This window comes from Litorisediminicola beolgyonensis (assembly GCF_042679605.1).
GTDB lineage: Bacteria > Pseudomonadota > Alphaproteobacteria > Rhodobacterales > Rhodobacteraceae > Litorisediminicola > Litorisediminicola beolgyonensis.
The window spans coordinates 48,844-60,964 of record NZ_JBHTMU010000025.1 but is presented as its reverse complement, the minus strand read 5'-3'; the positions used below and the strand labels follow the sequence as shown (position 1 = coordinate 60,964).

Annotated in this window: 10 protein-coding genes; 1 reads left to right on the top strand and 9 read right to left on the bottom strand. The window is 65.8% G+C overall.

Going from position 1 to position 12,121, the window contains the following annotated elements; all coding sequences use genetic code 11:
* Positions 1-301: 301 nt before the first annotated feature.
* The 9 genes from ACFQ4E_RS13730 to ACFQ4E_RS13690 all read right to left on the bottom strand — a co-directional run bounded on the left by ACFQ4E_RS13730 (position 302) and on the right by ACFQ4E_RS13690 (position 10,847).
* Positions 302-1,789: a replicative DNA helicase gene (locus ACFQ4E_RS13730; protein WP_386804496.1), complete on the bottom strand. Its 1,488-nt coding sequence runs from the start codon at positions 1,787-1,789 to the stop codon at positions 302-304.
* Between the two features lie 251 nt (positions 1,790-2,040).
* A complete protein-coding gene (locus ACFQ4E_RS13725; RefSeq protein WP_386804494.1) occupies positions 2,041-2,715 on the bottom strand; it encodes an orotate phosphoribosyltransferase in 675 nt (224 codons plus the stop codon).
* Positions 2,716-2,799: 84 nt separating this feature from the next.
* Positions 2,800-3,840, bottom strand: a complete 1,041-nt coding sequence (gene pyrC / locus ACFQ4E_RS13720; protein ID WP_386804492.1) for a dihydroorotase — start codon at positions 3,838-3,840, stop codon at positions 2,800-2,802.
* 57 nt (positions 3,841-3,897) lie between these two features.
* A complete protein-coding gene (locus tag ACFQ4E_RS13715; protein ID WP_386804490.1) occupies positions 3,898-4,845 on the bottom strand; it encodes a phosphoadenosine phosphosulfate reductase in 948 nt (315 codons plus the stop codon).
* Between the two features lie 122 nt (positions 4,846-4,967).
* On the bottom strand, positions 4,968-6,041 hold the full coding sequence (locus ACFQ4E_RS13710; RefSeq protein ID WP_386804488.1) for a glycosyltransferase family 2 protein: 1,074 nt from the start codon (positions 6,039-6,041) through the stop codon (positions 4,968-4,970).
* A complete protein-coding gene (locus tag ACFQ4E_RS13705; RefSeq protein WP_386804486.1) occupies positions 6,031-6,735 on the bottom strand; it encodes an FkbM family methyltransferase in 705 nt (234 codons plus the stop codon). The genes ACFQ4E_RS13710 and ACFQ4E_RS13705 overlap by 11 nt, the downstream gene beginning before the upstream one ends.
* A 1-nt stretch (position 6,736) precedes the next feature.
* Complete coding sequence (locus tag ACFQ4E_RS13700) at positions 6,737-9,124, bottom strand: glycosyltransferase family 2 protein (RefSeq protein ID WP_386804484.1); 2,388 nt, start codon at positions 9,122-9,124, stop codon at positions 6,737-6,739.
* Positions 9,121-9,819, bottom strand: a complete 699-nt coding sequence (locus ACFQ4E_RS13695; protein WP_386804482.1) for a sulfotransferase — start codon at positions 9,817-9,819, stop codon at positions 9,121-9,123. The genes ACFQ4E_RS13700 and ACFQ4E_RS13695 overlap by 4 nt, the downstream gene beginning before the upstream one ends.
* Complete coding sequence (locus ACFQ4E_RS13690) at positions 9,816-10,847, bottom strand: glycosyltransferase family 2 protein (protein ID WP_386804480.1); 1,032 nt, start codon at positions 10,845-10,847, stop codon at positions 9,816-9,818. Before ACFQ4E_RS13690 ends, ACFQ4E_RS13695 begins: the two co-directional genes overlap by 4 nt.
* A gap of 249 nt (positions 10,848-11,096) precedes the next feature.
* Between ACFQ4E_RS13690 and ACFQ4E_RS13685 the strand changes: the two genes are divergently transcribed.
* Positions 11,097-12,005: an AAA family ATPase gene (locus tag ACFQ4E_RS13685; RefSeq protein ID WP_386804478.1), complete on the top strand. Its 909-nt coding sequence runs from the start codon at positions 11,097-11,099 to the stop codon at positions 12,003-12,005.
* Positions 12,006-12,121: the final 116 nt, after the last annotated feature.

Below are 12,121 nucleotides of genomic sequence, written 5' to 3'. Positions count from 1 at the left end.
GCGCCGCGCTCGGGCCGGGCTGACGCCCGGCCGCTCCCGCAGCGCTCGCGGCTGCGCCGCGTTGGGGGCGCGTGGCGGTTTTGGGCTGTTTGCTAGACTGCTGAGGCTGGTGGCAGATCGCGAAAGTCTTTGCTGGGGAGGCGGTTCAGGGGCAGGTCTGCCCTGAACGCGCCAGGTCGAGTGTGGGGCGGACCGGGCGCGCCTCAAGGCCAGGCCGCGGCAGGGCCGCGGAGCCCTGCGGGCTGCCTTGACCCGCGCCCGGTCCGGTTGGCGCCGGATGGGGAGCGGGGGTGCTGCGCGGTCAGAACGACTCGTCGCCGCTTTGTTGCCAGGGTTTCACGAGATTGCCAAAGCGCGTGAAGCGGCCTTCGAAGCTCAGCTCCACCGTGCCGATCGGGCCGTGGCGCTGCTTGCCGATGACCACCTCGGCCTTGCCGTGCAGGCGCTCCATCTCTTCCTGCCAGGCGGCCATCTTGTCGAGGTCGTGGTCGCCGGGCTTTTCGCGTTCCTTGTAGTATTCCTCGCGGAACACGAACATCACCACGTCGGCATCCTGTTCGATCGAGCCCGATTCCCGCAGGTCCGAGAGCTGCGGGCGCTTGTCCTCGCGGCTTTCCACCTGGCGCGAGAGCTGCGAGAGCGCGATCACGGGTATGTTGAGCTCCTTGGCGATGGCCTTCAGGCCCATCGAGATCTCGGCGATCTCGTTCACCCGGTTCTCGGCGGTGCCGCGCACCAGCTGCAGATAGTCGACCATCAACACGTCGAGCCCGTGGGTCCGCTTCAGCCGCCGCGCCCGGGCGGCGAGCTGCGCGATGGGCAGGGCGGGCGTGTCGTCGATATAGAGCGGGCAGGCCTCGAGGCTCTTGGCCGCCTCGACGAAGCGGCGGAACTCTTCCTCGGTCATGTCGCCGCGGCGGATCTGTTCGGAGGGCACCTCGGCGGCCTCGGAGAGAATCCGCGCCGCCAGCTGTTCGGCCGACATTTCGAGCGAGTAGAAGCCCACCACGCCGCCCTCGATCGCGCCTTCCGAGCCGTCGGGCTTGATGCCCCGCTTGTAAGCCTTGGCGACGTTGAAGGCGATGTTGGTCGCAAGCGAGGTCTTGCCCATCGAGGGCCGCCCCGCGAGGATCAGAAGGTCCGAGGGGTGCAGGCCGCCGAGCTTCTTGTCGAGGTCGATGAGCCCGGTGGAGATGCCCGAAAGCTTGCCCTCGCGCTGGTAGGCGGCGTTGGCGACGTTCACCGCGTCGGTGACGGCGCGCAGGAAGCTGACGAAGCCCGACTCGGTCTGGCCCTGCTCGGCGAGCTTGTAGAGCGCCTGCTCGGCCTCGACGATCTGCTCCTTGGGCTCGGAGGCGACGTCGACCTTGGAGGCCTTGGCCGAGATGTCGCGGCCGAGCGCGATCAGGTCGCGGCGCACGGCGAGGTCGTAGATCATCTGCGCGTAGTCGCGGACCGCGAAGGACGACACCGCGGCCCCGGCGAGACGCACGAGATAGGTCGGCCCGCCGAGTTCCTGGAGACCCTCGTCATCCTCCATGAAGGCCTTGAGCGTCACCGGCGAGGCGAGGTTGTTCTTGGCGATGCGGGCGGCGGCGATCTCGTAGATGCGCGCGTGCACCGGCTCGTAGAAATGCTTGGCCTTGATGATCGACGCGACGCGGTCGTAGACGTCGTTATTGGTCAGGATCGCGCCGAGAAGCTGCTGCTCGGCTTCGATCGAATGCGGCATCGTGTCGGGCGCCTGGATCTCGGCGCCGGTCGGATTGAATGTCGCGACCTCGTTCATGCAGTCCCCCGATTCTGCGCGTTGTCACTGTGGGCGTCAGGGATAACCGTGCAGGTGCAGCGAGGGCAAAATGTATCTTTCTGTGGATAAGCCCGCTCGACGCTCCGCCCGGTGCGTATACCGGATATTGACGCGAATTGCTCGCGCGCGTCAATATCTGGGGTATCGCTGCGGCCTCTATGTCGCCAGAGCCACAGGTGTCGTCGCGAATGGAGCCTGACGCAACGTCAACTCCCGGAATCGCGACGGCCCTAGCTGCGCGCGGCCTGCCAGGCGCGCGGGTCGTCGAGGAAGCTCTCGACCTCGCTGAGCGTCGCCTGGTCGAAGGCACCGCGCTCGCGGGCGACCGCCAGCACGTCGCGCCAGGTGCAGAGGTGATGGAGCGCTACGCCGTGATCGCCCAGCGTCTTCTCGGTCTCGGGGAAGATGCCGTAGTAGAAGATCACCGCGGTGTGCCCGCAGGTCGCGCCGGTCTCGCGGATCGCATCGACGAAGCTCAGCTTGGAGCCGCCATCGGTGGTCAGATCCTCGACCAGAAGGACGCGCTGGCCCTCACTCATCGCGCCCTCGATCCGGGCGTTGCGGCCATAGCCCTTGGGCTTCTTGCGCACATAGGTCATCGGCAGGCCCATGCGCTCGGCGACGAGCGCAGCGAAGGGGATGCCCGCGGTCTCGCCCCCGGCGATGTTGTCGAAGGCCTCGAAGCCCGCGCGCCGCATCACCGTCACCGTCAGGAAATCCATCAGGGTCGAGCGGATGCGCGGATAGGAGATGAGCTTGCGGCAGTCGATATAGGTCGGGGACGGCAGGCCCGAGGCCAGGGTGAACGGGTCGGTGGCGTTGAAATGCACCGCGCCGATCTCGAGGAGCATTCCCGCGCTCAGCCGGGCGATCTCTTCGGGCGAGGGGTAGGACGAGGGGATCATGGCGGGCTCCGTGTTGCTCGCCCCGGGACTTACCCCCGGAGCGGGCGGAAAGCCAAGCCCCGGCTGTGCGCCGGGGCCAATGGATCAGGCGTCGACGCGCCAGTGCAGCGGGAAGCCCGGATCGAAGAGCGTCACGGTTTCCTCGCCCGCCGAGATCGTCTCGGGATATTCGACGGGATCGCCTTTGGTGAGCGTGATCGTCTCCTCGTTCGGGGACAGGCCGTAGAAGGCGGGGCCAAAGAGCGAGGTGAAGCCTTCGAGCGCGTCGAGGCAGCCATCGGTCTCGAAGACCTCGGCCAGGATCGACAGGGTGTTCGGCGCGGTGAAACAGCCCGCGCAGCCGCAGGGCGACAGCTTGGCGCGGTCGGGATGCGGCGCGCTGTCGGTGCCGAGGAAGAAGCAGCTCTCGCCCGACATCGCTGCGGCGCGCAGCGCCAGCCGGTGGGTTTCGCGCTTGGCGACGGGCAGGCAGTAGTAATGTGGGCGGATGCCGCCGACGAGGATGTCGTTGCGATTGATCACGAGGTGATGGGTGGTGATCGTCGCGGCGAGGTTGTCGCCGCCACAGCGGGCATATTCGACACCGTTGCGGGTGGTGATATGCTCCATGATCACGCGCAGCTCGGGGATCTTCCGCCGGAGCGGGTCGAGCACCGTGTCGATGAACACCGCCTCGCGGTCGAAGATGTCGATCTCGGGGCGGGTGACCTCGCCATGCACGCAAAGAGGGCAGCCGATCTCGGCCATTTTCTCCAGAACGCCCGCGACCCGGTCCATGTCCGTGACGCCGGAGGCGGAGTTCGTGGTCGCGCCCGCCGGGTAGAGCTTGACCGCGGTGATGAGGCCCGAGCGATGCGCCTCGGCCACGTCCTCGGGATCGGTGTCGTCGGTCAGGTAGAGCGTCATCAAGGGCTCGAAGCTCTGACCCTCGGGCAGCGCCGCGAGGATGCGGTCGCGATACGCGATGGCGTCCTCGCCCCGAACCACCGGTGGCACGAGGTTCGGCATGATGATCGCGCGGCCGAAATGGCGCGCGGTTTCGGGCAGCACGGCCTCGAGCATCTCGCCGTCGCGCAGATGCAGATGCCAGTCATCGGGACGACGAAGGGTCAGGCTCTGGGTCATGTCCAAGCGCATACCACGCGCCGTGCCGCGCGCGCCAGCGCGTTGATGCGCGGAGGTTTATTCGGCCGCAGTGTCCGCGACCGCATCCGCGGTCGTGCGGTCGAGCGCGCGGATGCGTCGCGCGAAGAAGCGGCCGCCGACATGTTCGTGCGCGAGCGTCGCCACGCGGAGCGCGCGGGCGTACTGGCCCCGGCGTTCGCATTCGAGCGTCAGGCGGCGCAGGTAGGGCGCGTGATCGTGACGGCTGCGCGAGAGCCTGCCGATCAGCGCCGGGGTCACCTCGCCTCCTGCCGCCGCGACGAGGAGCGCGTCGAGCATCTCCATGCCGACAAGCGTGCCCTCGAGCGCCGGGCCGAAGGAGCGCAGCGGCACGCGCGTCACGTTCTTCCGGCGGAAGAGCGCCGCGTGCATCGCGTCCTCGGTCTCGCGCGGGTCGTAAAGCAGGGTGGCCTGCATCGCCGCCTCGATCATATCGGGAGCGTAGCCGTAGCGGTCCGAGAAGGACAGCGCGCGCATCTCGGTGAAGCGCTCGTCCCAGATCGCGATATCCGGATCGAGCGTCGCCTGCGGCTGCAGCAGCACCACCTGCGCCCCGGGGGCGGCGACCGAGAAGGCGGCGGCGGCGTATCCGGCGGGGCCGGCGCCGTAGAAGAGGACACGCGCGAATTCGTCGAAGAAGCCGTCATCGGTCATGTGGTCGAACATGTCGAAGACGCGCGGGTCGCGGAACCAGGTCTCGTCCCGGCAGGTCAGGGCGAGATGCGACCAGTTCTGTTCCTGGGCCAGCGCAGCGCGGGGCGGCAGCGCATCGCGGGCAGTGGCTCCGAAGCGGTCGAAACTGACGAGCAGCGTGTCGCCGCGCTCGATGTAGAGCGCCGCGTGTCCGGTGCCCAAGGGCTCGAAAAAGCCCTCGCGCGCGCCGACCCGGCGCATCGCCTGCCGCCATTCCTCGAACTCAGGCGGCGTCGCGGTGTCCGCGCCGGTGCCTTCGGCCTCGCTCGTCATCTCATCCCCCACATGATGGCCCCCGGAAAACGCTCGGCTCGTCCGAACGCGGCCCCGGGTCGCAGCGCCTTTATCATAACCCTATCAGGCAGAATTGGGCCAATTGAGCGAAATTTGAAGGGTCAGCCGGTCCCGGCGTCGCTCAGAGCGCGCGCCTTTTGCCCGTAATGCACAAGAAACGCCGCTTCGCGACGGCTGAGCGGGCGCGAGGGCGGCGTGGTCATCAGACGTCCCAGAAGCGCGCGGAACGGCTCTTCGAGCATCAGCGCTTCGAATTGCGCCTTGCGCCACTGGACCGCCGCCTCGTGCAGCCGCGCCAGTTCCGGATCGGCGGCGAGCGCCGCGCGGTGTTCCGCGGCTTTCGGCGCGAGGGCGAGGATCGAGCGGTCCTCGTCGGTGTTGAAATTGCGCTCGACCCAGTAATCGAGGTCCAGCACATGGTCGGAGTGGACCGCGCGGCCGCGCGCGGCCTTGAGCACATAGCTCTCCATGTCGCCCAAGGGGTAATGGTTCAGCTGCGCCAGCGCGGTGTTCGACTGGCCGAAATTCGAGAAGATCCGCCGCGTCCGGAACTGCGCATCAAGCTCGCGCCCCTCGCCATCGAACCAGCGCGCGCTGAGCGCCCGGTCGCCATCGGGATCGCGCGGGCGGTGTACGCCGGGTTTCCGGTAGGTGCCGTCATTGCGGTAGAGCGTCTTGAACATCGCCGCGCGCCACGGCCAGAACATCACCGCAGGCGCGGCGCGCAGAAACCGCTCGGGCACCGGGCGGTCTTCGTAGCGGGCGATGCCGGAATTGCCGAAGAGCCGCCAGGTCAGGGTGATCGCCTGCGCCTCGGGCAGCGCCGCGATCAGCGCGGGCAGGGTGCGGTCGCCCACATGCACGTTGACGAACTCGTCCACGTCGAGCGGCAGGATCCAGTCGGCGCGCCTAAGCTCGTCGGTCCTGGCGGCGGTCTTCAGCGCGGTGAACTGGATGCCGCCCTGATCATAGGGCCCGTCGTTCCTGAGATGGGTGACATGCCCCAGCGCCTCCAGCCGGTCGAGAAGCGCGTCGGTCCCGTCGTCGCAATCGTTGGTGAAGGCAAGGACATGGCTGATGCCGCAGGCCTTGTGATGGGCCAGCCAGTCGAGCAGGAACGCGCCCTCGTTGCGGACGCAGAGGATGGCGAGGATGTGCGGCGCTTCAGAAGCCACGCTTGAAGCTCACCACCTTGGCGTGGCTGGTCTTGGCGAAATAGGTGAGGCCCGCGCGGTGGAAGCCGTCGAACACCGCCTGGACGCCCGCCTGTCCGATCCATTGCGGATGCAGCTCCACCACCGCGACGCGCAGTCCGGACCAGTCGGCGGCGGGCAGAAGATGCGCCTCGGCCCCTTCGATGTCGCAGACCAGGAAGGTCGGCTGAAACTCGGCGATCAGCGCATGAATGTCCTGCTGCGGCACCATCGCGGTCTCGACGATATTGCTCTCGCCCGCGTCGAGATCCATCGAGGAGGCGAGGAAATTCGTACGGATGTGAAAGGGCAGGTCGGGCCCGGGCCCGTCGGCCAGAAGCGCGTTGGTGACCGAGCAGGTCGTGAACCCGTTCAGCTCATGCACCCGGCGGATATAGGGCACCAGCCGGGGATTGGCCTCGAAGCTGCGGATCTCGGCGGCGCGGCCATCCTTGGCGAGGAGCGACGAGATGTAGCCCACGCCCCCGCCGATCTCGAGCACCCGGTCGCCCTTGCGCACCAACTGGCGGATCGCGGTCGCTTCCTTCACCTCGTAGCCACCCGAGCGGATCGAGCGCCGGAACCGAGGACCCAGGATCGCCTTGTCGACCGGGAAGCGGACGCCGTCGGGACTGGCGATGATCTTCTCTTTTTCGGGCAGGTTGCCGCCGTCCATCTCAGGTCTCCATGTCGAGGGCGAGCGCATAGGCCACGCGTTCGGTTTCCGAGAGCTTCAGCTCGACCGCCTTCTGGTAGAGCTCTTCGAACTCAGGCGTGGCGTGCAATTCGTCGGCCTTGGCACGGTGCCAGGCGAGGCCCTTCTGATGCCACTCCTGCAGCACCGGATCGGCGAGAAGCTGGTAGTATTCAGCTCGGAGGCGCGGCAGGTTGCGCTGGATGGTGATGTCGCGCACGTCCGACCAGTCCATGCGGATCCAGTAGTTCAGGCCGATCGAGCGATCGACATGCAGCGCGCGCCCGCGCTGGCGCTTCACAAGAAAGCTCTCCGCCGAGCGCAGCGCGTAATGGTTGAGCTGCAAAAGGTCGTAGCCGATGGATTTCTTGGAACTGCGCCAGCCGTTCTTGATCGCCTCCGCGGTCATGTCCGCTCCGGAGCCGTTGACCCAACGCACTCTTTCTTCAGCGCCCGACGCCAGCTTGTTGGGTCGGTGGCAGGAGATTTTCGCGTAAGCCCCGATGTTGCGGAACATCGTCTTGTAGCCCCAGACCGTGTGCGGCTTGGGGCAGTATTTAGGGGCGCATAGATCGAACTGTTCGGTGACGAACCGATCTTCCAATGTGGTCACGCCGGAATGACCGAAGAGCCGCCAGGTCATCGCGATGTTGGTGGCGTCGGGCACGCGGTCCAGGAAATCGAAAATTGTCCCGTTGCCGCACCGCACGTTTATGAACTCGTCGACATCGATATGCGCGATCCAATCGGCGTTCTGGATCACCGGTTCCTTCAAAGCGCGATTGAGCGCGAATTGTTGCGGCGAGTTGCCTTTCCAGTCGTTGTTCCGACGGTGCTGCAACACGCCCATCGCCTGCAGACGCCCCAGGATCTCGTCCGTGCCGTCCTCGCAGTCGTTTGTGTAAATCAGAAAATCGTCGAATCCGATGGCGCGGTGATAGGCGACCCACTCGAGGATATATGGCGCCTCATTCTTCATGCAGCCGACGATGACGTTCCCGCTTCGGTTCTCGGGCAAGGGGCGGCGTTCGAGCTCCGTGAAAGGAGCGGCCAGCTCTTCCTCGTTGATCGCGCCGATCCGGTTGTGGGGGGCGTAGATCGAATTCTGGAGCTGCGCGAATTTCTGTTTTGCCAGGGGCGGCATCAGTCGCGCGGCGATGGGCGTCAGACCGCTTTCTTCGGGCGTGACGTCTTGCGTCTCTACGCCCCGCAAGTCCTCCGATGCGACAGCGGCCAGCGCCGCCAGTTCCTGCGCCTTCTTATCCTGCTCGTCCTTCGCCGCCCGTTTGATGCGCCAGCGGAAGGCCATCAGATATTGCGTGGCCCGGAAGCCGTATTTCGGATCGGCCTCCTGCCAGGGTCCGGCAGCCGGCCCGGCATCCAGCGTCTGCGCATCAAGTCCCGGATGCGCGCGCACAAGCTCGGCCAGATCCTCTGCGAACCGTGCGCTGACCGCCGATAGCTCTCCGGGATCGAGTGGCGGGCCATCCAACATGATCTCACCAACAAGCTTGCGCCAGAGTGGCCGGGACAGGATCGTGTCGGAGCGCTCCAGCATGCGGATCACCGCGTCGTTGAAGAGGCGCGCGCGCGTAAGCCAGGCCGCCGGAGGCTCCGTCGGGGGGCGAGCTGGTTCAGCCTTGCCGAAAGAGCTTGCGATGCCGAAAATCTCGCGCAGGGCCTCGGGCAGCTCATTGCCCCAAAGCACCTCTGGCGGGACGGTATGCAATTTGACCGTCCCCGCGCCGAAGGCCGCATCCCACTCCGTCACCAGGCGGCGCAGGTCCAGCCAATGCGGTGCGCCTTGCAACTCTGGGAAAACTCCGGCCTCTGGGCGCGACGCAGGCCAGGTCGCCAGCGCGGCGTCCCACCAGCTGGGCGCGTCCGCAAGATCGATCTCTTGGCTGAGCGGAACGGCGCGCCCGTCGATCACCTGCTGGGCATAGCGCCGCGCCAGCATCCGCGCGGGGGCATCGACGATGCCGACGATGTCGATCCGCTGGGAGATGGGCGCAAGAACGCTTTTCACGCGTGCCAACTCGCTCATGTTCCTAAGCGACGTGCCCAACTGGTGGCAGGACAGGATCAGCGTCTCGACACCCTCACGTCGCGCCTCGATGGCCAGGCTCTCGGCCACATCCGCGAAAAGCGCGCGCTGTTTTTCCGGGAGTATGAATCCGCGGTTGAACCGCAGCGTATCGACCGCGTCAGGATCGCTGACCGCCATGAAAAGCCGTGTGTGGTTCTTCGCGCCCGGTCCCCGTGCATAAAGCACGCCTTTCCCCAGAAGCTGCTCGCGCTTGTCGTTGAACACGCTTTGAATACGCTCGGCGATGACCGGCTCGGGCCCGATATGCAGAACAATCCTCATTCGGTCGTCTCCGTGGTGCCCGCCTTTGCGGCGCTGTCATCCGTTTCTGCGGCACCTTCCGCTGTCTGGTCTTTCGGCACGGATGGGTTCGCATTTGCTTTGCCCCACCACGGGATGGAGATTCCCAAGAACGCCTCTAGCTGCCGCGGCGCGTCTGGATCGGCGATGTCGTATTCCAAGAAGTCGGCGCTGTCCGCAAAGGCGTGGCGGGTGAATAAATAATGCCCCGTCACCCAGCGCTCGAGTTCGGACGTGGTCTTGCCGTAACCAGCTGGCAGGCCGGGAATGCTGTATTTCGGCAGGCGTCGAGATCCTAGGTTCGACCACCGCATCATCGAATCCACGATCTCCTCCGCAGGCCGGTGTGAAAGCACGAATTTAGCGCCGGGATGCCGATCGCGAATGCACTGGATCAGCGGGAAATCCAGCTGAGGCCACAGCGAGAAGCTCTTCGATGCAGTGGAAATCTCGGCGAAGGCGTCGAACTCGGGCAACAGCGCAAGAGGATCGCCGTGTTTGAAATACCCATCATAGAGCAGCTCGCCGAGAAATCGGTCCTGAAGTCCGGCGTCCGAGCTCTGACCAGGCTGGATCTTCCAATCCGCCACTGCCAGACCGGCCCGCTTCAGCGCGCGCGCAAAAGTTGTCGTGCCCGATTTCGGCAAGCCAAGATTGATGACGCGCAAACGGCTCATAGGGACAGTCCGAGCTCTTCCATCAATTCGGGCTCGCCCGGCGGCAAAGCCGGTGCGCAGGACAAACGGGCATGCAGTTCGGCGTAGAAGGGATCGCCCAACAATCGGTCTCGCTTGGCGCGGTGGCGCGCGACGCATTCCTCGTGCAGCCGTCTGATCTCCGGGTCGTCCTTCATCTCCGCCAAGGCCGCCTCGAGCTTCGGCAACATCCGAAGGATACTCCGATCCTCCCAGGCAGGATCGTTGCGTTCCCGCCAATAGGTGTCGTCGAACGCGCGGTTCTCGCGATTGACGTCACCGCGGTCGTTTTTGACGAGGTAGCTGTCCAGCGAGCGCAACGCGTAATGATTCAACGTGGCCAGTCGGCGCGCGCCCGCTGCCGGAAACTTGCGGATGCGTCGCGGATTGGCCGCCATCAGGAACTTGGGCGGCACTTTCCGGCCCGATCCGTCCGTCCAGCGAGGCCGCGCCCGTTCGTCGAGCCCCTTGCGGAAGAAAGGCCGGTGCGCGCCATAGTACTGCAACGGAAAATCGGACCGTGTGAGCGTCTTCACCTCGATCGCGCTTTCCGCGCACCAAAGGTCAGGATTGTGGCTGCGCGTGAACTGGGCGATCACCGGAGCGTCACGAAAATCCGACACACCGCCATTGGCGAAGAACTGGAACGTAACCGAGATCGCTTGCGGATCGCCGCATGCCATCACCAGAGCAGGTATCGTGTGATCGCCCGCGTGGATATTCAGGAACTCGTCGACATCGGCGATCCAGACCCAGTCCGCGCGCTGCACCACCTCCTCATGCGCCGCCGCCTTGAGCGCCTCCATCTGATAATTCCGACCTTCCGCCGGGTTCGGCAGATGAACCACACCTCCCCGCGCGCTCAGCGCATCGAGAAGCGTATCGGTGCCGTCGTCGCAATCGTTCGAGTAGAACAGGAAATCGGTCACACCGATCAGACGATTGTAAGCGATCCATTCCAGCAGGAACGGGCCTTCGTTCTTCACGCAGGTGATGGTGGTGATCTTCATGCCCGCGTCCCGTTTCTGCCGGGACGGCCGACGCATGACGGCGCTGTCGCCATGATGATGTCCTGTTGCTGCCCGCTCGTGTGCCGCGCCTTCTGGCGGCGTTTTTCTTGGGCCGAACTATTGCACCGGGCCCGTGTTGCGTCAATTCGGCGCTGAGAATGCCGCCTATTTCCTGTCCGGGTGCGACCTTCGCACCATTGACGCCCGGGCCGTGGCGGGCGACCTCTGACGGGCGGGAGGAGACTGACCATGACCGAGATCGCATCCATCGACGCCGTGCAGGACATGCTGGGCAAGACCGGCTATGTCTGCGGGCGCTCGCTCGCGACGGTGGTGTTCCTGGCGCTCCGGCTCGGACGCCCGCTCTTTCTCGAAGGCGAGGCCGGGGTCGGCAAAACAGAGATCGCGAAGGCGCTCGCCGCCGCGCTCGACCGCAAGCTGATCCGCCTGCAATGCTACGAGGGCCTCGACGCCTCCTCGGCGGTCTACGAGTGGAACTTCCCCGCCCAGATGGTGGCGATCCGCACCGCCGAGGCCGCGGGCGGCGCCGACCGGGACGCGCTCCGGACCGAGCTCTTCTCGGACGAATATCTGGTCGAGCGCCCGCTGCTCGAAGCGATGCGCCCCGACGAGCGCGGCGCGCCGATCCTCCTGATCGACGAGCTCGACCGTACCGACGAGCCCTTCGAGGCGTTCCTGCTCGAAGCGCTGTCGGATTTCCAGGTGACGATCCCCGAGCTTGGAACCGTCAAGGCGCCCGAGCCGCCGATCGTGATCCTGACCTCGAACCGCACCCGCGAAGTGCATGACGCGCTGAAGCGTCGCTGCCTCTACCATTGGGTCGACTACCCAGATTTCGAGCGCGAGATGGCGATCCTTCACACCCGCGCCCCCGAAGCCGCCGAGACCCTGTCGCGGCAGGTGGTGGCCTTCGTCCAGCGTCTCCGGACCGAGGACCTCTTCAAGAAACCGGGGGTGGCCGAGACCATCGACTGGGCGAAATGCCTGCTCGCGCTCGATGTCATCGACCTCTCGCCCGAGGTGATCTCGGACACGCTCGGAGCGATCCTCAAATACCAGGACGACATCCAGAAACTGAAGGGCTCCGAGGCCAAGCGCCTGCTCGACGAGGCGAAGGCGTCGCTGGAGCCGGCGTGATGTCGGCAGGGCTCCGCGGCGGAGCGCCAGCCGAAAGCGGGCTGTGCGTATTTGGAAAAAGAAGAAGCCCAAGGGCGCTCTTCGCGTTTCTTCTTTTTGAAAATACGCATGCGACG